Below are 23785 nucleotides of genomic sequence, written 5' to 3'. Positions count from 1 at the left end.
ATAGGCGGTTTTTTTTAGGCACGGGTATTGCTACATCCCTCGCAACGTTCCGTTTAACTGACGGTCAACCACGCGAGAGAGCACGATGCCCCCAGCCGCCCAGATGTCTCCTGTCCCAGATGCTTCGGGGCAACCGTCGTCCGTAGAGCAGGCAAGCCGGCTTGGCCTTGAGCAGGCGTTTGCGCTGTTCAACCAGATGTCGAGCCAATTGACTGATTCCTACAGCATGCTCGAAGCCCGGGTCACCGAGCTCAAGGGCGAGCTGGCGGTGGTCAGTGCTCAACGCATGCAGGAGTTGGCGGAAAAAGAACGCCTGGCCAACCGTCTGCAAAATCTCCTCGATCTGTTGCCTGGCGGCGTCATCGTCATCGACGCCCAAGGCATCGTCCGTGAAGCCAATCCCGCCGCATGTGAGCTGCTCGGCTTGCCCCTCGAAGGCGAGCTGTGGCGGCAGGTCATTGCGCGATGCTTTGCGCCGCGCGAAGACGACGGTCACGAAATCTCTCTCAAGGACGGTCGGCGCCTGTCGATCGCCACGCGCTCGCTGGATGCCGAACCTGGTCAGTTGGTGTTGCTCAACGACCTGACTGAAACCCGTCACCTGCAAGATCAACTGGCTCGTCATGAGCGCCTGTCGTCTCTCGGTCGCATGGTTGCGTCGTTGGCTCATCAGATTCGCACGCCGTTGTCCGCTGCATTGCTCTATGCCAGTCATTTGGCTGAGCAGGAGTTGCCAGTCGCCACGCAACAGCGTTTTGCCGGGCGCCTGAAAGAGCGTTTGCATGAGCTGGAACACCAGGTTCGCGACATGCTGGTGTTCGCTCGCGGCGAGCTGCCGCTGACTGACCGCGTTACTCCCAAGATGCTGATGCAGTCGCTGCAAGCGGCAGCGCTGACCCACGTTCAGGATCTGCCGATTCGCTGGCAGTGCGACAGTCATGTCGGTGAGTTGCTGTGCAATCGCGACACGCTGGTCGGGGCGATCCTCAATTTGATCGAGAACGCCATTCAGGCAAGTGCCGGCGATGTCCGTTTGAAGGTTCACCTGTATACCCGCGGCAATAATTTGCGCTTGTGTGTCAGCGACAGCGGCAGTGGCATCGACACGAAGGTACTGGCGCGACTGGGCGAGCCGTTTTTCACCACTAAAACCACCGGCACCGGCCTGGGCCTGACCGTGGTCAAGGCAGTCGCCCGTGCTCATCAGGGAGAATTGCAGTTGCGTTCGCGGCCGGGGCGCGGCACTTGCGCGCAGGTGATCTTGCCGCTTTTTTCTGGTGAACAGCCTAGCGCTCAGGGAGTGAAGTGAAGGACATGGCCATCAAGGTTTTACTGGTCGAGGATGACCGCGCGCTACGGGAAGCATTGGCCGATACGCTATTGCTTGCCGGGCACGATTACACGGCGGTCGGTTCAGCGGAAGAGGCGCTGGAGGCTGTCGGTGCCGAGGTGTTTAACCTGGTGCTCAGTGACGTCAACATGCCGGGCATGGATGGTCATCAACTGCTGGGATTGCTGCGGACTCGTCAGCCCCAGCTGCCGGTGCTGCTGATGACCGCTCACGGTGCGGTCGAGCGCGCGGTCGACGCCATGCGTCAGGGTGCGGCGGATTATCTGGTCAAGCCGTTCGAGCCCAAAGCCTTGCTCGATCTGGTGGCGCGTCACGCACTGGGCAATCTCGGCGCGACCGAGAGCGAGGGGCCTGTGGCGTTCGAGCCGGCGAGTGCGCAATTGCTGGAATTGGCAGCACGGGTGGCGCGCAGTGACTCCACGGTGCTGATCTCCGGTGAGTCCGGGACCGGCAAGGAAGTGCTGGCACGTTACATCCATCAGCACTCCCATCGCGCCAGTCAGCCATTCATTGCGATCAACTGCGCAGCAATCCCGGACAACATGCTCGAGGCTACCTTGTTCGGTCACGAAAAGGGATCATTCACCGGCGCCATTGCGGCGCAGGCCGGCAAGTTCGAGCAGGCCGATGGCGGGACGATCCTGCTCGATGAAATCTCCGAAATGCCCCTCGGCCTTCAAGCCAAATTACTGCGGGTATTGCAGGAGCGTGAAGTCGAGCGAGTCGGCGCACGCAAGGCGATCACGCTGGACATCCGGGTGGTCGCCACCACCAACCGTGACCTGGCCGCTGAAGTGGCGGCGGGGCGTTTTCGTGAAGACCTTTACTATCGCCTGTCGGTGTTCCCGCTGGCCTGGCGTCCGCTGCGCGAGCGCACCGCCGACATCCTGCCGCTGGCTGAGCGACTGCTGGCCAAACACGTCAATAAAATGAAGCATGCCGCTGCGAAGCTCTCGCCTGAGGCGCAGGCGTGCCTGATCGGTTATCCGTGGCCGGGTAACGTGCGTGAACTGGATAACGCGATCCAGCGTGCCTTGATTCTGCAGCAGGGCGGATTGATCCAGCCGCAGGATTTTTGCCTGGCCGGGCCTGTGGCGTGTGCGCCGTTACCGACATTGGCGCTGACGCCCACACGTTCTGTGGAAGTCGAAGCCGAATCGGCGGGCGCCCTCGGCGATGACCTGCGGCGCCGTGAATTCCAGATGATCATCGACACTTTGCGCTCTGAGCGCGGCCGTCGCAAAGAAGCCGCCGAGCGGCTGGGTATCAGCCCGCGCACCTTGCGCTACAAGCTGGCGCAGATGCGCGACGCCGGAATGGATGTGGAAGCGTACTTGTTCGCCACCTGAAAGTTGACGCAAGCAACACCGATCCAAATGTGGGTTCGTGGTTGAGCGAAGCCCGGAATTGGCTTTTGTTCAGAGTGGCCACAGAGCTGGCACCCTTGTTGCTAACACCTCACTACCCGCCGAGTGAGTGTCAAAAAATTGCGGGTAGCCAAAGACGTAGCTTCGTCAAAGAGAGAAACCATGAGCCAAGGTATTGAATTCAATCGGTTGATGCTGGATATGCGCTCCATGCAAATGGATGCGATGTCTGTGCCGAAATCGACTGCCGCAGTTCCTGAATTGGGTGGCAGCAGCTTTTCCGACATGCTCGGTCAGGCCGTCAATAAAGTGAACGACACCCAGCAGGCGTCCAGTCAGTTGGCCAGTGCTTTCGAGATCGGTAAAAGCGGCGTCGACCTGACGGACGTGATGATTTCCTCACAGAAGGCCAGCGTGTCTTTTCAGGCGTTGACCCAAGTGCGTAACAAGCTGGTTCAGGCATACCAAGACATCATGCAGATGCCGGTTTAAGGACGAGATTGAGTCATGGCAGAAGCAATCGCCGATAATGTTCCGGCCAAGGCCACTCCAATAGACGGCAAACCGCCGCTGTTCGGGTTGTCTTTCCTGGAAAACCTCTCCGAGATGACCATGTTGCGTCAGGTGGGCCTGTTGGTCGGCCTGGCAGCGAGCGTGGCGATTGGTTTTGCCGTGGTGTTGTGGTCCCAGCAGCCGGACTACCGACCTCTGTACGGCAGCCTTGCCGGCCTGGACGCCAAGCAGGTCATGGAAACCCTGGCCGCCGCCGATATCCCCTACACCGTCGAACCGAACTCCGGTGCCTTGCTGGTCAAGGCCGATGACCTGTCCCGTGCACGGCTCAAGCTCGCGGGCGCTGGTGTCACTCCCAGCGATGGCAACATCGGTTTCGAGATCCTCGACAAGGAGCAGGGGCTGGGTACCAGCCAGTTCATGGAAGCGACCCGTTATCGGCGCGGCCTCGAAGGCGAACTGGCCCGAACCATTTCCAGCCTGAACAACGTCAAGGGTGCCCGCGTGCACCTGGCGATTCCGAAAAGCTCGGTGTTCGTGCGTGACGAACGCAAGCCAAGCGCTTCTGTTCTGGTTGAACTCTATTCCGGTCGCTCGCTGGAGCCGGGCCAAGTCGTCGCTATCATCAATCTGGTGGCGACCAGCGTTCCCGAACTGAGCAAGTCGCAGATCACCGTTGTCGACCAGAAGGGCAACCTGCTGTCGGATCAGGCGGAAAACTCCGAACTGACCATGGCCGGCAAGCAGTTCGATTACAGCCGTCGCATGGAAAGCATGCTGACCCAGCGCGTGCACAACATCCTGCAACCGGTGTTGGGCAACGATCGCTATAAAGCTGAAGTCTCGGCGGACGTCGATTTCAGTGCCGTCGAGTCGACTTCCGAGCAGTTCAACCCGGACCAGCCGGCGTTGCGCAGTGAGCAGTCGGTCAATGAACAACGCACCGCCAGCAATGGCCCGCAAGGTGTGCCGGGTGCGCTGAGCAACCAGCCGCCATCGCCTGCCTCGGCGCCGCAAACTACGGGTGGCGCCACGGCGTCGGCCGGCATGGTGCAGCCAGGTCAGCCATTGCTCGATGCCAACGGTCAGCAAATCATGGACCCGGCCACCGGCCAGCCGATGCTGGCACCGTACCCGGCAGACAAGCGTCAACAATCCACCAAGAACTTCGAACTCGACCGTTCCATCAGCCACACCAAGCAACAGCAGGGTCGATTGAATCGCCTGTCGGTGTCGGTGGTGGTGGATGATCAGGTCAAGGTCAACGCGGCCAACGGCGAAACCACCCGTGCGCCGTGGAGTGCCGATGAGTTGGCGCGCTTCACCCGTCTGGTACAGGACGCGGTCGGTTTCGACGCCAGCCGTGGCGACAGCGTCAGTGTGATCAACATGCCGTTCTCCGCCGAGCGCGGCGAAGCGATCGCCGAGATTCCGTTCTACTCCCAGCCGTGGTTTTGGGACATCGTCAAGCAAGTGCTGGGTGTGTTGTTCATCCTGGTGCTGGTATTCGGCGTGCTGCGTCCGGTGCTCAACAACATCACCGGTGGCGGCAAAGACAAGCAACTCGCAGGCCTGGGCAGCGACGTCGAACTCGGTGGCATGGGTGGCCTGGACGGCGAACTGGCCAACGATCGCGTCAGCCTCGGTGGCCCGACCAGCATCCTGCTGCCGAGCCCAAGCGAAGGCTATGACGCACAATTGAACGCAATCAAGAGTCTGGTGGCAGAAGATCCGGGTCGCGTGGCCCAGGTCGTGAAAGAGTGGATTAACGCAGATGAGTGATAACCGAGCCGCTGTCGCCAAACTGTCCCGGGTTGATAAAGCCGCTATCCTGCTGCTGTCCCTGGGGTCTACGGATGCCGCGCAAGTGCTGCGCCACATGGGGCCCAAAGAGGTTCAGCGTGTGGGCGTGGCCATGGCCCAGATGGGTAACGTGCACCGCGAGCAGGTCGAACAGGTCATGAGTGAGTTCGTCGACATCGTCGGCGACCAGACCAGCCTGGGCGTCGGCTCCGATGACTACGTGCGCAAAATGCTCACCCAGGCGTTGGGCGAAGATAAGGCCAACGGCCTGATCGACCGGATCCTGCTGGGCGGCAACACCAGCGGCCTCGACAGCCTGAAGTGGATGGAGCCGCGCGCCGTTGCCGACGTGATCCGTTACGAGCACCCGCAGATCCAGGCAATCGTGGTGGCGTACCTCGACCCGGACCAGGCCGGTGAAGTGCTGGGCAACTTCGACCACAAGGTCCGGTTGGACATCATCCTGCGAGTGTCCTCGTTGAACACCGTGCAGCCGGCGGCCCTGAAAGAACTCAACCAGATTCTCGAGAAGCAGTTCTCCGGCAACTCGAATGCCTCGCGCACCACCCTGGGTGGCATCAAGCGCGCGGCCGACATCATGAACTTCCTCGACAGCTCGATCGAAGGTCAGCTGATGGACTCGATCCGCGAAGTCGACGAAGACCTGTCCGGTCAGATCGAAGACCTCATGTTCGTGTTCAACAACCTGTCCGATGTCGACGACCGCGGCATTCAGGCGTTGCTGCGCGAAGTGTCCTCCGACGTGCTGGTACTGGCGCTCAAGGGTTCGGACGAAGGCGTCAAAGAGAAGATCTTCAAGAACATGTCCAAACGGGCGGCCGAACTGTTGCGCGACGACCTCGAGGCCAAAGGCCCGGTGCGCGTCAGCGACGTGGAAACCGCGCAGAAAGAAATCCTCACCATTGCCCGCCGTATGGCCGAAGCCGGAGAAATCGTTCTCGGCGGGAAGGGCGGCGAAGAGATGATCTAAGGTCACTATGTCGTCCAAACATGATGAGTCCAATACCGACCTGATCCGTGCCAAGGACGTCGGTGGTTTCGACATCTGGTCGCTGCCCAGTTTCGACCCGTTTGTGCCGGAACCCGAGCCGGAGCCAGAGCCCGAACCGCCGGAAATGGAAGAAGTGCCGCTGGAAGAAGTCCAGCCACTGACGCTCGAAGAGCTCGAAAGCATTCGCCAGGAAGCCTACAACGAAGGCTTCGCCGTTGGCGAGAAAGAAGGTTTCCACAGCACCACGCTCAAGGTCCGTCAGGAAGCCGAAGTGGCCCTGACGGCCAAGATCGCTGGCCTGGAACAGCTGATGGCCAACCTGTTCGAGCCGATTGCCGAGCAGGACACCCAGATCGAAAAGTCGCTGGTCGACCTCGTGCAGCACATCACCAAACAAGTGATTCAGCGCGAACTGGCCATCGACTCGACGCAGATCGAACACGTCATGCGTGAAGCGCTCAAGCTCTTGCCGCTGGGCGTGGGCAACGTGCGGCTGTACGTCAACCCGCAGGATTTCGAACAGGTCAAAGCCCTGCGCGAGCGCCATGAGGAAACCTGGCGCATCGTCGAGGACGAGTCCTTGTTGCCGGGCGGTTGCCGGGTCGAGACCGAGCACAGTCGCATCGACGCCACCATCGAAACCCGTATTACCCAAGTCATGGCCAAGCTGTTCGATCAATTGCACGATCAGGCGCTACACCCGGCCGCGCCGGACCTGAGCCTGGAGCTGCCGATCGACGAAAAGCCTGCGGTCGCTCCGGTCGGGCCGGCGTTGGATGATCCCGATGCGCCTTGATCGCACCAGCTTCGCCAAGCGCCTCGGTAGCTATGCTGAGGCCACTGCGCTTGCCGGCGCGCCAATCCTCGAAGGCCGCCTGTTGCGCATGGTCGGCCTGACCCTCGAAGCCGAAGGCTTACGCGCCGCCATGGGCAGCCGTTGCATGGTCATCAATGACGACAGCTATCACCCGGTGCAGGTCGAAGCCGAGGTCATGGGCTTCTCTGGCAGCAAGGTTTTTCTGATGCCGGTCGGCAGCGTCGCCGGCATCGCCCCTGGTGCCCGCGTGGTTCCCTTGGCCGATACCGGTCGTCTGCCCATGGGGATGAGCATGCTCGGGCGGGTGCTCGATGGCGCCGGCCGTGCGCTGGATGGCAAGGGCGGGATGAAGGCTGAAGACTGGGTGCCGATGGACGGCCCGACCATCAACCCGCTCAAGCGCGAGCCGATCAGCGAGCCGCTGGACGTGGGCATTCGCTGCATCAACGGTTTGTTGACAGTCGGTCGCGGTCAGCGACTCGGGCTGTTCGCCGGTACCGGCGTGGGCAAGAGTGTGCTGCTGGGCATGATGACCCGCTTTACCGAGGCCGACATTATCGTCGTCGGACTGATCGGTGAGCGGGGTCGGGAAGTTAAAGAATTCATCGAGCACATCCTCGGTGAAGAAGGGCTCAAGCGTTCGGTGGTGGTGGCGTCGCCGGCGGATGATGCGCCGCTGATGCGTCTGCGCGCGGCCATGTACTGCACGCGAATCGCCGAGTACTTCCGCGACAAGGGCAAGAATGTCCTGTTGCTGATGGATTCCCTGACCCGTTTCGCCCAGGCCCAGCGGGAAATCGCCCTGGCCATCGGCGAGCCGCCAGCGACCAAGGGCTATCCGCCGTCGGTGTTCGCCAAGTTGCCGAAACTGGTGGAGCGGGCCGGTAACGCCGAAAAGGGTGGCGGTTCGATCACTGCGTTTTACACCGTATTGTCCGAAGGCGACGATCAGCAAGACCCGATCGCCGACTCGGCGCGGGGCGTGCTCGACGGGCACATCGTGCTATCCCGGCGTCTGGCCGAGGAAGGGCATTACCCCGCCATCGATATCGAAGCGTCCATCAGTCGGGTGATGCCGTCGGTGGTCGGCATCAAGCACATGAATCACGCGCAGATGTTCAAGCAATACTGGTCGCGCTATCAGCAGAGCCGCGACCTGATCAGCGTCGGCGCCTATGTGCCTGGCGGTGACCGGGAAACCGACACCGCGATCAATCTGCAACCGGCCATGACGATGTACCTGCGCCAGGGTTTGAACGACAACATCGGCATGGGCGCCAGCGAAAACCATCTCGCCTCGATCTTCGCCCCGGCGCCGGGCGGTTAACCGGCCATGGCCCAGAGCCGCGCGGCACGCCTTGCACCCGTGGTGGAAATGGCCGAGAAGGCCGAAAAAACCGCGGTCATGCGCCTGGGGCATTTCCAGGGCCAGGTCCGTCTGGCGGAAAGCAAACTTGCCGACCTGGAAAATTTCCGTCTGGAATACCAGGAGCAATGGATCGTGCGCGGCAGCAGCGGCGTGTCGGGTCAATGGTTGCTGGGTTATCAGGGCTTTCTCGCGCAACTGGGCACGGCCATTGATCAGCAGCGTCAGAGCCTGAACTGGCACCAAAACAATCTGAACAAGTCCCGGGAAGCCTGGCAGCAGGCATTTGCCCGGGTCGAAGGCTTGCGCAAACTGGTTCAGCGCTACAGGGATGAGGCGCGGCAACTGGAAGACAAGCGCGAGCAAAAGCTGCTGGATGAACTGTCCCAGCGGTTGCCGCGTCAGGATCCGTATTGAATCAGTTAGCCCGCGAAGGCGATTTCACAAGCCGTACAATTCTTCAGCCTTGCTCCAGCCCCCATCAGATGCTAAACCTTCTACACGTACGTTCGCCAATGACAAGGAAGCCGTGAAATGTCAGTCGTTACAGAAGTATCTCAGGATGGGAAAAAGCTGACGATTTCGATCGAGGGGCGATTCGATTTCGGTCGGCATCAGGAGTTTCGCGAGTCCTACGAGCGACTCAACAAAAAACCCGAGTCCATTGTGGTGGACCTGAAGAAAGCCACTTACCTCGATAGCTCGGCGCTGGGCATGCTGCTTCTGCTGCGTGATCACGCCGGTGGCGACAGTTCCGATATTCGCGTCGTCAACAGCAGTTCCGACGTGAAGAAAATCCTCGCTATCTCCAATTTCGACAAGCTGTTCGACATCAGTTGACTGTCATGCAGCCGCTCGAGCCGCTGACGATCCTGATCGCCGAAGACAGCGCGGCCGATCGCATGCTGCTGTCGACTATCGTCCGGCGCCAGGGTCATGAAGTGCTGACGGCCGCCAACGGCGCCGAGGCGGTCGAAGCCTTTCGCTCACAACGACCGCACCTGGTGCTGATGGACGCCATGATGCCGGTGATGGACGGTTTCGAGGCTGCGCAGCAGATCAAGGCGCTGGCCGGCGAAACTCTGGTGCCGATCATCTTTTTGACGTCGCTGACCGAAAGTGAAGCGCTGGCCCGTTGTCTGGAAGCCGGGGGCGACGATTTTCTGGCAAAGCCATACAACCAAGTGATCCTTGCCGCCAAGGTCAAGGCAATGGACCGCTTGCGACGTTTGCAAGCCACGGTGCTGGAGCAGCGCGACCTGATCGCCAGGCACCACGATTACCTGCTCAACGAACAACGGGTGGCCAAAGCCGTGTTCGACAAAGTCGCCCACTCGGGTTGTCTGAACGCCCCGAACATCCGTTACCTGCAATCGCCCTATGCGCTGTTCAACGGCGATCTGTTGCTGGCCGCGTTCACCCCGGCCGGCGACATGCACGTGTTGCTCGGTGATTTCACCGGTCATGGTTTGCCGGCAGCTGTCGGCGCCATGCCCTTGGCTGAAGTCTTTTACGGCATGACCGCCAAGGGTTATGGCCTGTCCGAAACCCTGCGCGAGATGAACGCCAAGCTCAAACGTATCCTGCCGGTGGACATGTTCTGCTGTGCGACTCTTCTGTGCCTGAGCTTTCAGCGAGGCTCGGTGGAGGTCTGGAACGGCGGGATGCCGGACGGTTACTTGCACAGCACCGCCAGCGGCGAACGTATCGCTCTGACGGCACGGCACTTGCCGCTGGGCGTGCTGAGCCCGCAAACCTTCGATGACCGCACCGAGGTATTCCCGATGGCCGTCGGGGATCGGGTCTTTCTGTTGTCCGACGGGGTGATCGATACCTGCGATGCCAATGAACAATTGTTTGGCGTAGAGCGATTGGAGCAGGTGTTTGCAGCCAATCGCCAGCCTGATGCGCTGTTCGAAGAAATCGAACAGGCCCTGCGGGATTTTCGCGGTGAGGCCCGCGATGACGTGAGCATGGTCGAGGTCAGGTTGCTGGAGGCTGCGCAGCTGAGTCCGCCCGCGCCGGTGTACTCCGACAGCGGTCAATCCAGCCCGCTGGACTGGTCGGTGAGTTTCGAGTTCCGCGCCGCCACCCTCAAACGCTTCAATCCGCTGCCGTACTTGTTGCAATTGCTGCTTGAGGTGCATGGCCTGCGGGCTCAGAGTGGCGCACTCTACAGTGTGCTGGCAGAGCTTTATTCCAATGCCCTGGAGCATGGCGTGCTGGGCCTGGATTCGAGTCTGAAACGGGATGCTTCGGGTTTTGCGCGCTATTATCAGCAGCGCAATACACGCCTTGACGAATTGCGGGACGGTTATGTGCGGGTACATTTGCAGGTGACACCAACAGGTGAGGGCGGTTGCCTGACAGTTCGGGTCGAAGACAGCGGCAAGGGTTTCGATGTGGCGCGGGTGATGGAGCGTCCTGTCGATGATGTCCGTCTGTCGGGACGTGGCGTCAGTTTGATCCGTCAGTTGAGCGATCGTGCGAGCTGGTCCGATAATGGTCGAAGTGCTCGCGTGGAGTTTTTCTGGGAGGCTCTGGCATAATCCCAGGCGTTCTTGATCAAGGAGTGAACAAGTGGCTGACACACATCTGGACCGTGACGTGCTGAGCGCGTTGCAGGAAGTTATGGAAGACGGGTATCCAGAATTGCTCGATACCTTCCTCAGCGATTCCGAAGAGCGCTTGAGCTTGCTGCGCCAGGTTGACGATGCCGATCGGTTAGGCGCCACGGCGCACAGTTTCAAGGGCAGCAGCAGCAACATGGGCGCCACCCGGCTGGCCGAGCTGTGCCATGAGCTGGAGCAGCGAGCCAAAGAAAAAAAACTCGAAGGCATTGAAGCGTTAGTCGGAGAAATTGACGGCGAATTCGCCATTGTCCGACCCCTCTACGAAGCGGAGCGCCAGCGCTCCCTGGCTGAATAAGGCAACCCTCCGGCGCTTTTGGCGACCAGCGAGTAAAGCTGGCTCGACCCTTGCAGTCAACTTGCTTAACTGTACCTACGATCCCAGTGCAGCGGAGACCGTTTTATGCCCGTTAACCCCAATATTCTTCTTCAGGCCGCCGCTACGGCCAAGACTCAAGCCGCATCCGCCAATACGCCGGCGCTGACGGCTGAGCCCGGGGACAAGGCGTCCAGCTTCGCTGAGGTCTACGCCAATCAAGCCCAGAACAAGCCTGTTGTGGTCGCTGATAAATCGGCCAGGCCGGCGACTGATAATGCGCCGCAAGGCACCGGCAAGCCGGACGTCAGCAGTGATAAAGCTGCCGCTCCGGAACCTGCGGTTGCCGATAGCGGCAATTCCTTGCCCGCCGATAAACCGGCGCCGACAGACGAGACGACGGCCAGCGATGACAAGCCGGAGACGACCGATACGCCGGTAGCTGATGCTCCACCGGTTGATCCGAGCGTTGATCCTGCCTTGATGCAGGCCGTTCAACCGTTGGCGGCCGTGCCGGTAGCGCAAGCTCCTGCGCCGGTTGTGACGAGCGGTGCGCCGCCGGTTGCCGCTGCTATCGTTACCGCGCCCGCGCAAGCCGCCACCGCCGACGGCGATTTCGATCCTGAAGCCGACCCACTCGATGCGCTGCCAGCAGTGCGTCTGGCCATGGAGCAAGGTGGTCACGTTTCCGCTTCTAGCCAGGCCCAGCCAAAAGCGTCCCAGGCCCCGGCTGATGGCGAACCGACCTCGGCGCAAAACTTTGCCGCGGGCATGGCGAGCATGCTCGATGTGCAAGCCGATCAGGACAGCACCAGCCAGGGCGGCGAGAAGGCCTTCAGTGGCTTGATTGATGACGGCCTCAAGGATCTCAAATCCGCCAGCAGTGATACCCGTGTCGATGATTTCGCCAACCGTCTGGCGGCACTGACCCAGGCGGCAACGCCGAAGACTGCCAATGCATTGCCGGTGAACCAGCCGATCGCCATGCATCAGAGCGGTTGGACTGAAGAGGTGGTCAATCGGGTCATGTACCTGTCCAGCGCCAATCTCAAGGCGGCCGATATCCAGTTGCAACCGGCCGAGCTGGGGCGCCTCGATATTCGGGTGAACATGGTGCCGGATCAGCAGACCCAGGTGACCTTCATGAGTGCCCACCCCAGCGTTCGCGAGGCGCTCGACGGGCAAATGCATCGCCTGCGTGACATGTTCGCGCAGCAGGGCATGGGTCAGGTTGACGTCAACGTTTCCGATCAGTCCCGGGGCTGGCAGGGGCAGGGTCAGGAGCAGGCTCAACAGGGGCAGGGAGGACGTACCAACGCCAGCGGCGGTCGCCTCGATTCTGTCGATGAAGAACTTCCCGCAACGGTCGCTGAAGTGGCCGCCAACACCACCAGCGTGATCGGCACCAGCGCGGTCGATTATTACGCTTGATTCACCACAAGATCCTGTGGGAGCGGGCTTGCCCGCGATGGGGGCCTGGCAGTCAATATTTTCATGATTGCCGACCGCTATCGCGGGCAAGCCCGCTCCCACAGTGATTTGTGGTGTTCTCCAGGCAGCATGCTTTCCATACCTTCTCCCGACACTTCTGGCATAACACTTGCTCTTGCCTTGCCGTGCGACTGTGAAACCCCGAATAGTGACGGATTATTGGCATGGCTAAGAGCGACGCAGCACCAGTGAAAGACCCCGCAACCAAAGGCAAAATAAAGCTGATCATTGTGATCGTCGTGGCCCTGCTGCTGGCGATCGGCTTGTCCGTGGGGGCGACCTGGTACTTCATGCACGGCGCCCAGAGCAAGCCTGCCGCTGCAGCTGAAACCGCTGTGGTCGGCAAACAGCCGGCGATCTTCGAACCCATGGCGCCGGCCTTCGTGGCCAACTACACCCAGAACGGCCGTCAGCGCTACATGCAGGTGAGCATCACCCTGCAGGGCCGCAATCAGGCCGATCTGGACGCGCTCAAAGTCCACATGCCGGTGATCCGCAATAACCTGGTGATGCTGTTTTCCGGTCAGGATTTTGCCACGCTGGCGAGTCCGGTCGGCCAGGAGATGTTGCGTCAGAAGGCCACGGCCAGCGTCCAGGAAGTGGCGCAGAAAGAGCTGGGCAAAGTGGTGATCGAACAGTTGCTTTTCACTAATTTCGTACTGCAGTAGGAACACGACATGGCCGTGCAGGACCTGCTGTCCCAGGATGAGATCGATGCGCTGTTGCATGGCGTCGATGATGGTCTGGTACAGACCGATAACGCTGCCGAACCCGGCAGTGTCAAAAGCTACGACCTGACCAGCCAGGATCGCATCGTCCGTGGACGCATGCCGACCCTGGAAATGATCAACGAGCGTTTCGCCCGCTACACCCGCATCAGCATGTTCAACATGCTGCGCCGCTCGGCGGACGTTGCCGTCGGTGGCGTGCAGGTGATGAAGTTCGGCGAATACGTGCACTCGTTGTACGTGCCGACCAGTCTCAACCTGGTCAAGATCAAACCGCTGCGCGGCACCGCGCTGTTCATCCTCGACGCCAAGCTGGTGTTCAAACTGGTGGACAACTTCTTCGGCGGCGACGGCCGCCACGCGAAGATCGAAGGGCGTGAATTCACCCCCACCGAGCTGCGTGTGGTGCGCATGGTGCTGGAGCAGGCCTTCGTCGATTTGAAGGAAGCCTGGCAGGCGATCATGGAAGTGAACTTCGAGTACATCAACTCGGAAGTGAACCCGGCCATGGCCAACATCGTCGGCCCGAGCGAAGCCGTTGTGGTGTCGACGTTCCACATCGAACTCGATGGTGGTGGCGGCGACCTGCACGTGACCATGCCGTACTCGATGATCGAGCCGGTGCGCGAAATGCTCGACGCCGGCTTCCAGTCGGACCTCGACGATCAGGATGAGCGCTGGATCAACGCCTTGCGCCAGGACGTGCTGGACGTTGATGTGCCGATCGGTGCCACCGTGGCCCGCCGACAGCTGCGCCTTCGCGACATCCTGCACATGCAGCCCGGGGATGTGATCCCGGTCGAGATGCCGGAAGAAATGATCATGCGCGCCAATGGCGTACCGGCCTTCAAGGTCAAGATGGGCTCGCACAAAGGCAACCTCGCGTTGCAGGTGATCGAGCCGATTGAGCGCCGCTGACCGGCGCTCCCCCCCTTTTAATTGACTGCTCTTGATTGAGCAGGTGCCCGCCGAGGACAAATGATGAACGACGATATGAACGCCCAGGACGACCAGGCACTGGCTGATGAGTGGGCTGCAGCCCTGGAAGAAACCGGTGACGCCGGGCAGGACGATATCGATGCCTTGCTGGCCGCCGATGCTGCCGGTTCGCCGTCCAATCGTCTGCCGATGGAAGAGTTCGGCAGCGTGCCTAGGAACAACGATCCGGTCACGCTGGATGGTCCGAACCTGGACGTGATCCTCGACATCCCGGTATCGATTTCCATGGAAGTCGGCAGCACCGATATCAACATTCGCAACCTGCTGCAACTCAACCAGGGTTCGGTGATCGAGCTCGATCGTCTGGCCGGCGAGCCGCTGGACGTACTGGTCAACGGCACGCTCATCGCCCACGGTGAAGTGGTGGTGGTCAACGAAAAGTTCGGCATCCGCCTGACCGATGTGATCAGCCCAAGCGAACGCATCAAGAAGTTGCGCTGAGTGAGCAAGGTGCTTGCGGGCCTGCTGGCCTTGCCATTCAGTGTGCTGGCGGCCGAGCCGGTGACGACCGCTGCGACAGTAGCCGCCGCGCCAGCCGTCAGCAGCGGTGTGGCCGGGCAATTGACGCAATTGGTGTTCGGCTTGCTGCTGGTGCTGGGGCTGATCTTCTTTCTTGCCTGGCTGCTGCGCCGGGTCCAGCAGGCCGGACCGGCGGGCAAGGGGCAGGTGATCGAGCTGATCGGTTCCCGCGCGCTTGGCCCTCGTGATCGTTTGATGCTGGTGCAGGTCGGCAACGAACAAATCCTGCTCGGCCTGAGTCCCGGCACCATCACTGCGTTGCATGTGCTCAAGGAGCCGGTGCAAGTACCAAGCGGGACTGAAAAAGCGACCCCCGAGTTTGCCCAGCGCCTGTTTGAGCTGTTGGGCAAGGATCAGAAGGATAAGAAGTAATGGCTGCGCTACGCATCGTCTTGACGCTGGCCTTGATGCTGGTCGCGCCGCTGGCGTTCGCCGCCGATCCGTTGTCGATCCCGGCAATTACTCTGGGCACCAACGCCGAAGGCGCTCAGGAGTACTCGGTCAGCCTGCAAATCCTGCTTATCATGACCGCGCTGAGCTTCATCCCGGCGTTCGTCATGCTGATGACCAGTTTCACCCGGATCATCATCGTGTTCTCGATCCTGCGTCAGGCCCTGGGCTTGCAGCAGACGCCGTCGAACCAGATCCTCACCGGCATGGCGCTGTTTCTCACCATGTTCATCATGGCGCCGGTGTTCGATCGCGTGAATCAGGATGCCTTGCAGCCGTATCTGGCGGAGAAACTCACCGCTCAGGATGCCGTGACCAAGGCACAGGTGCCGATCAAGGACTTCATGCTGGCCCAGACTCGCAGCAGCGATCTGGAGCTGTTCATGCGCTTGTCCAAGCGCACTGACATTGCTTCGCCTGATCAGGCGCCGCTGACGATTCTGGTGCCAGCGTTCGTGACTTCGGAGCTGAAGACCGCGTTCCAGATCGGCTTCATGATCTTCATCCCGTTCCTGATCATCGACCTGGTCGTGGCCAGTGTGCTGATGGCCATGGGTATGATGATGCTCTCGCCACTGATTATTTCCCTGCCGTTCAAGATCATGCTGTTCGTGCTGGTGGATGGCTGGGCGTTAATCATCGGCACGTTGGCCAGCAGCTTCGGCGGTGTTTCACCATGACGCCGGAAGTGGCCGTAGACATCTTTCGCGAAGCGCTGTGGTTGACCACCATGATGGTCGCCGTGCTGGTGATTCCGAGCTTGCTGGTGGGGCTGTTGGTGGCGATGTTCCAGGCAGCCACCCAGATCAACGAACAGACCCTGAGTTTCCTGCCGCGCCTGCTGGTGATGCTGGTGACGCTGATCGTTGCCGGCCCGTGGATGGTGCAGACTTTCATGGAATACATTCTGCAGCTGTACCACAGTATTCCTCAGGTCATCGGCTAAGCCATGTCGCTGCTTCAGCTGACCGATACCCAAATCAGCACCTGGGTGGCAACGTTCATGTTGCCGTTGTTTCGCATCGGTTCGTTGCTGATGGTCATGCCGATTTTCGGTACGACGCTGGTGCCCCAGCGCGTGCGCCTGTACTTCGCCCTGGCGATCACCTTCGTGATCGCTCCTGGCCTGCCGCCGATGCCGCCGGTCAACGCACTCGACCTGAGCGCACTGCTGCTGATCGCCGAGCAAATCATCATTGGCGCGGTGTTGGGTTTCTCCTTGCAGCTGTTCTTCCAGGCGTTCGTGGTCGCCGGGCAAATTGTCGCGATACAGATGGGTATGGGTTTCGCCTCGATGGTCGACCCTACGAACGGTGTGTCGGTGGCGGTGATCGGGCAGTTTTTCACCATGTTGGTGACGCTGTTGTTCCTGTCGATGAACGGCCACCTGGTGGTGTTCGAAGTCCTCACTGAAAGCTTCACCACGCTGCCAGTCGGTGGCGGGTTGATGGTCAATCATTTCTGGGAGCTGGCCGGCAAGCTCGGCTGGGTGCTGGGTGCGGCGCTGTTACTGGTGTTGCCGGCGATCACCGCGTTGCTGGTGGTCAACATTGCGTTTGGCGTGATGACCCGGGCGGCGCCGCAGCTGAACATCTTCTCGATCGGCTTCCCGCTGACCCTGGTGCTCGGCCTGTTCATCGTCTGGGTCGGCCTGGCGGACATTCTCAATCAGTATCAACCGCTGGCCTCCGAGGCTTTGCAGTTGTTACGCGAACTGGCACGGGCGCGCTGAGTCATGGCTGAGAGCGAAAGCGGTCAGGACAAAACAGAAGACCCCACGGAGAAACGCAAAAAGGACTCCCGTGAGAAGGGTGAGATTGCGCGCTCCAAAGAGCTCAATACCTTGGCGGTCATGCTCGCTGGTGCCGGTGCGCTGCTGATTTTCGGTGGCGCATTGGCGCAGGACATGATGGAGCTGATGCGGATGAACTTCACGCTGTCGCGGGAAGTGATTCTGGATCAGCGCAACATGGGTACCTTCTTGCTGCACTCGGGACAGATTGCCCTGTTGGCGATTCAGCCGGTGATGATCACGTTGTTGTTGGCGGCGTTGATCGGCCCGATCTCCCTCGGTGGCTGGCTGTTTGCGGCCGGCTCGATGGCACCCAAGTTCAGTCGCATGAATCCCGGCGCGGGCCTGAAACGGATGTTTTCGGCCAAGGCGCTGGTTGAACTGCTCAAGGCCCTGGCCAAGTTTTTCATCGTATTGTTCGTGGCGTTGGTGGTCTTGTCGTCGGACATTGATGACCTGCTGCGCATCGCCCACGAACCATTGGATATGGCGATCATTCACAGTTTGCAAGTGGTCGGCTGGAGTACTTTGTGGATGGCTTGCGGGCTGATCCTGATCGCGGCGGTGGACGTGCCGGTGCAGCTCTGGGAGAGCATGAAAAAGCTCAAGATGACCAAGCAGGAAGTGCGCGACGAGCACAAGGATCAAGAGGGTAAGCCAGAGGTCAAACAGCGTATTCGCCAGTTGCAGCGCGAGATGTCGCAGCGGCGGATGATGGCTGCGATCCCCGAGGCCGATGTGGTCATCACCAACCCGACCCACTACGCCGTGGCGCTCAAGTACGATCCGGAGAAGGGCGGGGCGCCGATGCTGATCGCCAAGGGAAGCGACTTCCTGGCCTTGAAGATCCGCGAAATCGCTGTGGCCAATGAAGTGTTGTTGCTGGAGTCGCCCGCCCTGGCGCGTTCGATCTACTACTCCACGGAGCTGGAGCAGGAAATTCCCGGCGGGCTCTATCTGGCAGTCGCCCAGGTACTGGCTTACGTCTACCAGATCCGCCAGTACCGCGCCGGCAAGGGCAAACGTCCGGATCCGCTCCAGGATGATTTGCCGATTCCACCGGATTTGCGTCGCGATTCCTGATTGTTGTGTTGGCAATGCTGGCCTCTTCGCGGGCAAGCCTCGCTCCAGTCTCGTGTCGTTCGCATATATCGCGACCGACTCAAAACTTGTAGGGGCGAGGCTTGCCCGCGAAGGCGTCGGTTCAGGCAATACAAATCTCCGAAACAGACCTCTATTTCAAACCCCCGCAAAAGTTGGAAGGCTTCTTGCAATAGCCGCCCTACGCCTGCTTCAGGCGTCAAAAGTTTGCTTTAAAGGAACGGGGAAAACCGGTGGATCGCTCTCAGTTAATCAACACTGCACGCACAAACGTTGCCGACCTCAGTAGGGGCAATCTGGGTGTGCCGCTGTTGCTGCTGGTCATGCTGGCCATGATGATGTTGCCGGTGCCGCCGTTCCTGCTGGACGTGTTTTTCACCTTCAACATTGCCTTGTCCATCGTCGTGTTGCTGGTCTGCGTATACGCTCTGCGGCCGCTGGATTTTGCGGTGTTCCCGACCATTTTGCTGGTGGCGACGTTGTTGCGGCTGGCGTTGAACGTGGCTTCCACACGGGTGGTGATGCTCCACGGCCAGGATGGCCATGCCGCCGCCGGTAAGGTGATCCAGGCCTTCGGTGAAGTGGTGATCGGCGGTAACTACGTGGTTGGTATCGTGGTCTTTGCGATTCTGATGATCATCAACTTCGTCGTGGTGACCAAGGGTGCCGGGCGGATTTCCGAGGTGAGCGCGCGTTTCACCCTCGATGCGATGCCCGGTAAACAGATGGCGATCGATGCCGACTTGAACGCCGGCCTGATCGATCAGAACCAGGCGAAACTGCGCCGGATGGAAGTGGCCCAGGAAGCCGAGTTCTATGGCTCGATGGACGGTGCCAGCAAGTTCGTTCGCGGTGACGCCATCGCCGGCCTGCTGATTCTGTTCATCAACCTGATCGGCGGCATGGCGGTCGGGATTTTCCAGCATGGCATGACCTTTGGCGATGCCGGTCGGGTGTATGCCTTGTTGACCATCGGTGACGGTTTGGTGGCGCAATTGCCATCACTGCTGTTGTCGACGGCCGCTGCGATCATGGTGACTCGTGCTTCCGGTTCGGAAGACATGGGCAAGCAGATCAATCGTCAGATGTTCGCCTCGCCGAAAGCCTTGGCCGTGGCTGCTGGCTTGATGGCGGTGATGGGCCTGGTGCCGGGCATGCCGCATTTTTCCTTTCTGAGCATGGCAGCCCTGGCGGCCGGCGGCGCTTACCTGTTCTGGAAGAAGCAGAACGCCGTCAAGGTGCAGGCCCTGCAAGAGGTCAAGCGTCAGCAGGAACTGCTGCCATCGCCGGCCCGCGCCCAGGAAACCAAGGAGCTTGGCTGGGATGACGTGACCCCGATCGACATGATCGGCCTGGAAGTCGGCTACCGCCTGATCCCGCTGGTGGATCGCAATCAGGGTGGTCAGTTGCTGGCGCGGATCAAGGGTGTGCGTAAAAAGCTCTCCCAGGATCTGGGTTTCCTGATGCCGACGGTGCATATCCGTGACAACCTCGACCTGGCGCCAAGCGCCTATCGCCTGACCCTGATGGGCGTGATTCTGGCCGACGCCGAGATTTACCCGGACCGCGAACTGGCGATCAACCCGGGGCAGGTCTACGGCACGCTCAATGGCATTACCGCCAAAGATCCGGCTTTTGGTCTGGAGGCGGTCTGGATTGAAATCAGCCAGCGCGCCCAGGCGCAATCCCTGGGCTACACCGTGGTCGATGCCAGTACGGTAGTGGCGACCCACTTGAACCAGATTTTGTACAAGCACTCCAGCGAGCTGATTGGCCACGAAGAAGTCCAGCAACTCATGCAATTGCTGGCCAAAAGCTCACCGAAACTGGCCGAAGAGCTGGTGCCGGGGGTGGTTTCGCTGTCGCAGCTGCTCAAGGTCTTGCAGGCATTGCTGGCTGAACAGGTGCCGGTACGGGACATTCGCAGCATCGCCGAAGCCATCGCGAACAACGCCGCCAAGAGTCAAGATACTGCCGCTTTGGTGGCCGCGGTGCGCGTCGGCGTATCCCGTGCAATCGTTCAAAGCATTGTAGGCACTGAGTCGGAGCTGCCTGTGATCACCTTGGAGCCAAGGTTGGAACAAATATTGCTCAATAGTCTTCAGAAGGCAGGACAAGGCTCGGAAGAGGGCGTTCTGCTGGAGCCAAGCATGGCAGAGAAACTGCAACGTTCGTTGATCGAAGCGGCGCAGCGTCAGGAAATGCAAGGTCAACCGGTGATTCTGCTGGTGGCCGGTCCGGTTCGCGCGATGCTCTCGCGATTCGGCCGACTGGCAGTCCCGGGTTTGCATGTGTTGGCTTACCAGGAAATCCCTGACAACAAGCAAGTGACCATCGTTGCGACAGTAGGGCCCAACGGCTGAGGTAGTGGTTTATGCAAGTTAAGCGTTTTTTCGCCGCCGATATGCGTCAGGCCATGAAACTGGTTCGTGATGAGCTGGGCGCCGATGCCGCCATTATTGGCAACCGCCGGATCGCCGGCGGTGTCGAGCTGACGGCTGCCCTGGATTACAAACTGTCGGCGTTGGCCCCGCGTGTTCCGAACATGGAACTCGAGGACGAGCTGCGCAAGACCCAGTCGCGAATCGTCACCGCCCAGGCTGAACTGAGCCTGCGTGGCGATGGCGAGAGCGACAAGAGCACCAATCGCCAGTTGTTCGCCGGCCTGCCGTTGACCGCCGCCGAACCGCTGGTCGAACCGACCTACGCCGAACCTCGTCGTGCAGCCCCGGTCCCTGCGCCAGTCTCCGGTGGCGTCGACCCGCGTGCATTCGATTCGATGCGTTTCGAGCTCAACAGCCTGCGTGAGCTGATGGAAGTTCAACTCGGCTCGCTGGCCTGGAATCAGCTGCAAGGCAGTCGTCCGGCTCAGGCCAACCTCTGGCGTCGCCTGCAACGCATCGGCCTGTCCGGCCCGTTGTCGCGCGATCTGCTGGCGCTGATTACCGATATTGAAGAACCCCGCCAGGCCTGGCGCATGTTGCTCGCGCACCTGGCGCGGATGATCGCGACTCCGGAAGTCGAGCCGCTGGAAGAGGGCGGCGTGATTGCAATGGTCGGCCCGGCCGGCATGGGCAAGACCACCACGCTGGCCAAGCTTGCCGCTCGTTACGTGCTCAAGTACGGCGCGCAGAACATCGCGCTGGTGAGCATGGACAGCTATCGCATCGGTGCTCAGGAACAGCTCAAGACTCTGGGCCGCATCCTCAACGTGTCGGTCACCCATGTCGATCCGGGCCAATCCCTGGTCCAGGCGTTGGAGCCCTTGCTGCGCAAACGCGTGGTGCTGATCGATACCGCCGGCCTGCAGGCCAGCGATCCGGCACTGCGCATGCAGCTCGAAAGCCTGGCCGGACGTGGCATCAAATCAAAAAATTATCTGGTCTTGGCAACCACTAGCCAGAAACAGGTTCTAACCGCCGCTTACCACAGTTACAAACGTTGCGGCCTTGCCGGCTGCATCCTGACTAAACTGGATGAAACGGCAAGCTTGGGCGAGGTGTTGAGCCTGGCCATCAGTCATGAACTGCCGGTGGCTTACCTGACCGATGGCCCGCGGATCCCGGATGATTTGCATCTGCCGCGTCGTCATCAGTTGGTCAGTCGCGCCGTTAGCGTGCAAATGCAGGAAGAACCCAGCGAAGAAGCCATGGCTGATATGTTCGCTGATATTTACCACAGCCCGACCAAGCAGGTTGGCTGAGGTATTAATGAACATTTTTTGTACCTACATCGATGGTCTGCCATGCATTGTTCAGTCGCTGAACGCGCAGCCAGTAATGTGGCCTCCGTCTATGCAAGACAAGGTAAAGAAATAACATGGGCAGCATGCATCCCGTACAGGTGATCGCGGTGACCGGCGGCAAAGGTGGCGTCGGGAAGACTAACGTGTCAGTGAACTTGTCCCTGGCTCTAGCTGAGCTCGGCCGGCGCGTCATGCTGTTGGACGCCGATCTGGGGCTGGCGAACGTCGACGTCCTGCTAGGACTGACACCCAAACGTACCCTGGCCGACGTGATCGAAGGCCGCTGCGAGCTGCGCGACGTGCTGTTGCAAGGGCCCGGCGGTATCCGCATCGTCCCGGCCGCGTCCGGCACCCAGAGCATGGTTCATCTGAGCCCGGCCCAACATGCCGGCCTGATCCAGGCCTTCAGCGATATCGGCGACAACCTCGACGTATTGGTGATCGACACCGCTGCGGGCATTGGTGACTCGGTAGTCAGTTTCGTCCGCGCCGCGCAGGAAGTCTTGCTGGTGGTGTGCGACGAGCCGACCTCGATCACCGACGCCTACGCGCTGATCAAACTGCTGAACCGCGACTACGGCATGAACCGTTTCCGCGTTCTGGCCAACATGGCGCAGAGCCCGCAGGAAGGCCGCAATCTGTTTGCCAAGTTGACCAAGGTCACGGATCGCTTCCTCGACGTCGCCTTACAATACGTCGGTGCGGTGCCTTACGACGAAAGCGTGCGCAAGGCTGTGCAGAAGCAGCGCGCCGTCTATGAAGCCTTTCCCCGTTCCAAGTGCGCCCTGGCGTTCAAGGCCATTGCGCAGAAGGTCGATACCTGGCCGCTGCCGGCCAACCCGCGTGGGCACCTGGAGTTTTTCGTCGAGCGCCTCGTGCAACAGACCGCAGGACCCGTCCTATGACAGCCAGTGGCTACAACCTCTACAAGAAGTCGGCACGTGACGCGCAGTACGAGCTGATCGAGCGTTACGCGCCACTGGTCAAACGCATTGCCTACCACTTGCTGGCGCGTTTGCCGGCCAGCGTCCAGGTCGAAGACCTGATCCAGGCCGGGATGATCGGCCTGCTTGAAGTATCAACCAAATACGACGCCAGCAAAGGCGCGAGTTTCGAGACGTACGCGGGCATTCGAATCCGCGGCGCGATGCTCGATGAAGTGCGCAAGGGGGACTGGGCGCCACGTTCGGTTCACCGCAATACCCGCATGGTCAGCGACGCGATTCGCTCGATTGAAGCTAAAACCGGCCGTGACGCTAAAGATCACGAAGTTGCGGCCGAACTCCAATTGAGTCTCGACGATTATTACGGGATTTTGAACGACACCTTGGGCAGCCGGTTATTCAGTTTCGACGATCTGTTGCAGGACGGCGAACACGAAGGGCTGCATGAGGATGGCGCCAGTGCTCATCTCGAGCCGTCACGCGATCTGGAAGATGAACGCTTCCAGGCGGCGCTGGCGGACGCGATTGCCAATTTGCCGGAGCGTGAGCGACTGGTGTTGGCGCTGTACTACGACGAAGAGTTGAATCTCAAGGAAATCGGCGAGGTCCTGGGGGTCAGCGAATCGCGGGTCAGCCAGTTACACAGCCAGTGCGCGGCCCGTTTGCGGGGGCGTTTGGGGGAGTGGCGAGCGCGCTGAAGGCAGTGTGGGGACACTGCGAATGGAGCTGGTGTGGTGTTGAACTGCGCCGGTCTCGATCTGTTGTGCTCCAGACAGTCATTGAGTGCTTTGCCGGATTGATTGAAATGGCGCGTCCAGGTGCTGGGCGCGTTTAAGACTGC

Annotated in this window: 24 protein-coding genes; all 24 read left to right on the top strand. The window is 60.4% G+C overall.

Annotated features, from left to right (window positions below):
* Positions 1 to 103: 103 nt before the first annotated feature.
* Entirely contained in the window at positions 104 to 1309 is a 1206-nt protein-coding gene (locus PSH65_RS23480) for a PAS domain-containing sensor histidine kinase (protein ID WP_305422653.1), read from the top strand.
* Between the two features lie 5 nt (positions 1310 to 1314).
* The gene (gene fleR / locus PSH65_RS23475; RefSeq protein ID WP_305422652.1) at positions 1315 to 2700 is read left to right on the top strand and encodes a sigma-54-dependent response regulator transcription factor FleR; all 1386 of its coding nucleotides are present in this window, start codon (positions 1315 to 1317) and stop codon (positions 2698 to 2700) included.
* 180 nt (positions 2701 to 2880) lie between these two features.
* A complete protein-coding gene (gene fliE / locus PSH65_RS23470; RefSeq protein WP_305422651.1) occupies positions 2881 to 3210 on the top strand; it encodes a flagellar hook-basal body complex protein FliE in 330 nt (109 codons plus the stop codon).
* A 15-nt stretch (positions 3211 to 3225) separates the two neighbouring features.
* Complete coding sequence (gene fliF / locus PSH65_RS23465; protein ID WP_305422650.1) at positions 3226 to 5013, top strand: flagellar basal-body MS-ring/collar protein FliF; 1788 nt, start codon at positions 3226 to 3228, stop codon at positions 5011 to 5013.
* Positions 5006 to 6025, top strand: coding sequence for a flagellar motor switch protein FliG (gene fliG, locus PSH65_RS23460; protein ID WP_003184041.1), 1020 nt, complete (start codon positions 5006 to 5008; stop codon positions 6023 to 6025). Before fliF ends, fliG begins: the two co-directional genes overlap by 8 nt.
* 7 nt (positions 6026 to 6032) lie before the next feature.
* Positions 6033 to 6842, top strand: coding sequence for a flagellar assembly protein FliH (gene fliH, locus PSH65_RS23455; RefSeq protein WP_305422648.1), 810 nt, complete (start codon positions 6033 to 6035; stop codon positions 6840 to 6842).
* On the top strand, positions 6832 to 8190 hold the full coding sequence (gene fliI / locus PSH65_RS23450) for a flagellar protein export ATPase FliI (protein WP_305422646.1): 1359 nt from the start codon (positions 6832 to 6834) through the stop codon (positions 8188 to 8190). The genes fliH and fliI overlap by 11 nt, the downstream gene beginning before the upstream one ends.
* Before the next feature lie 6 nt (positions 8191 to 8196).
* The gene (gene fliJ, locus PSH65_RS23445; RefSeq protein WP_305422644.1) at positions 8197 to 8646 is read left to right on the top strand and encodes a flagellar export protein FliJ; all 450 of its coding nucleotides are present in this window, start codon (positions 8197 to 8199) and stop codon (positions 8644 to 8646) included.
* 117 nt (positions 8647 to 8763) lie between these two features.
* Positions 8764 to 9069 carry an STAS domain-containing protein gene (locus PSH65_RS23440; protein WP_305422642.1) on the top strand — a complete coding sequence of 102 codons (306 nt, stop codon included), beginning with the start codon at positions 8764 to 8766 and terminating at the stop codon, positions 9067 to 9069.
* Between the two features lie 5 nt (positions 9070 to 9074).
* The gene (locus tag PSH65_RS23435; RefSeq protein WP_305422640.1) at positions 9075 to 10778 is read left to right on the top strand and encodes a fused response regulator/phosphatase; all 1704 of its coding nucleotides are present in this window, start codon (positions 9075 to 9077) and stop codon (positions 10776 to 10778) included.
* 31 nt (positions 10779 to 10809) lie between these two features.
* Positions 10810 to 11157 (top strand): Hpt domain-containing protein, encoded by a 348-nt coding sequence (locus PSH65_RS23430; RefSeq protein ID WP_305422639.1) that lies wholly within the window; start codon positions 10810 to 10812, stop codon positions 11155 to 11157.
* 105 nt (positions 11158 to 11262) lie between these two features.
* Positions 11263 to 12606, top strand: a complete 1344-nt coding sequence (locus tag PSH65_RS23425; RefSeq protein WP_305422637.1) for a flagellar hook-length control protein FliK — start codon at positions 11263 to 11265, stop codon at positions 12604 to 12606.
* Positions 12607 to 12830: 224 nt separating this feature from the next.
* The gene (gene fliL, locus PSH65_RS23420; RefSeq protein WP_305422636.1) at positions 12831 to 13334 is read left to right on the top strand and encodes a flagellar basal body-associated protein FliL; all 504 of its coding nucleotides are present in this window, start codon (positions 12831 to 12833) and stop codon (positions 13332 to 13334) included.
* A gap of 9 nt (positions 13335 to 13343) precedes the next feature.
* Positions 13344 to 14312 carry a flagellar motor switch protein FliM gene (gene fliM / locus PSH65_RS23415; protein ID WP_008006705.1) on the top strand — a complete coding sequence of 323 codons (969 nt, stop codon included), beginning with the start codon at positions 13344 to 13346 and terminating at the stop codon, positions 14310 to 14312.
* A gap of 63 nt (positions 14313 to 14375) precedes the next feature.
* Complete coding sequence (gene fliN, locus PSH65_RS23410; protein ID WP_008072631.1) at positions 14376 to 14834, top strand: flagellar motor switch protein FliN; 459 nt, start codon at positions 14376 to 14378, stop codon at positions 14832 to 14834.
* Positions 14835 to 15284: a flagellar biosynthetic protein FliO gene (fliO, locus tag PSH65_RS23405; RefSeq protein WP_305422634.1), complete on the top strand. Its 450-nt coding sequence runs from the start codon at positions 14835 to 14837 to the stop codon at positions 15282 to 15284. It begins immediately after the preceding gene.
* Positions 15284 to 16042 (top strand): flagellar type III secretion system pore protein FliP, encoded by a 759-nt coding sequence (fliP, locus tag PSH65_RS23400; RefSeq protein ID WP_123720700.1) that lies wholly within the window; start codon positions 15284 to 15286, stop codon positions 16040 to 16042. Before fliO ends, fliP begins: the two co-directional genes overlap by 1 nt.
* Positions 16039 to 16308 (top strand): flagellar biosynthesis protein FliQ, encoded by a 270-nt coding sequence (fliQ, locus tag PSH65_RS23395; protein WP_258696949.1) that lies wholly within the window; start codon positions 16039 to 16041, stop codon positions 16306 to 16308. The genes fliP and fliQ overlap by 4 nt, the downstream gene beginning before the upstream one ends.
* A gap of 3 nt (positions 16309 to 16311) precedes the next feature.
* On the top strand, positions 16312 to 17094 hold the full coding sequence (gene fliR, locus PSH65_RS23390) for a flagellar biosynthetic protein FliR (RefSeq protein WP_305422629.1): 783 nt from the start codon (positions 16312 to 16314) through the stop codon (positions 17092 to 17094).
* Positions 17095 to 17097: 3 nt separating this feature from the next.
* Positions 17098 to 18237, top strand: coding sequence for a flagellar biosynthesis protein FlhB (flhB, locus tag PSH65_RS23385; RefSeq protein WP_305422628.1), 1140 nt, complete (start codon positions 17098 to 17100; stop codon positions 18235 to 18237).
* A gap of 251 nt (positions 18238 to 18488) precedes the next feature.
* Positions 18489 to 20618: a flagellar biosynthesis protein FlhA gene (gene flhA, locus PSH65_RS23380; protein ID WP_305422627.1), complete on the top strand. Its 2130-nt coding sequence runs from the start codon at positions 18489 to 18491 to the stop codon at positions 20616 to 20618.
* 11 nt (positions 20619 to 20629) lie between these two features.
* Complete coding sequence (gene flhF / locus PSH65_RS23375) at positions 20630 to 21958, top strand: flagellar biosynthesis protein FlhF (RefSeq protein WP_305422626.1); 1329 nt, start codon at positions 20630 to 20632, stop codon at positions 21956 to 21958.
* Between the two features lie 116 nt (positions 21959 to 22074).
* Positions 22075 to 22905, top strand: a complete 831-nt coding sequence (gene fleN, locus PSH65_RS23370; protein ID WP_003222917.1) for a flagellar synthesis regulator FleN — start codon at positions 22075 to 22077, stop codon at positions 22903 to 22905.
* The gene (fliA, locus tag PSH65_RS23365; RefSeq protein WP_007894214.1) at positions 22902 to 23642 is read left to right on the top strand and encodes an RNA polymerase sigma factor FliA; all 741 of its coding nucleotides are present in this window, start codon (positions 22902 to 22904) and stop codon (positions 23640 to 23642) included. Before fleN ends, fliA begins: the two co-directional genes overlap by 4 nt.
* Positions 23643 to 23785 lie beyond the last annotated feature (143 nt).

Origin of the sequence: Pseudomonas sp. FP603 (assembly GCF_030687415.1) — a bacterium.
GTDB lineage: Bacteria > Pseudomonadota > Gammaproteobacteria > Pseudomonadales > Pseudomonadaceae > Aquipseudomonas > Aquipseudomonas wuhanensis.
This window is presented reverse-complemented; position numbering and strand designations above follow the sequence as displayed.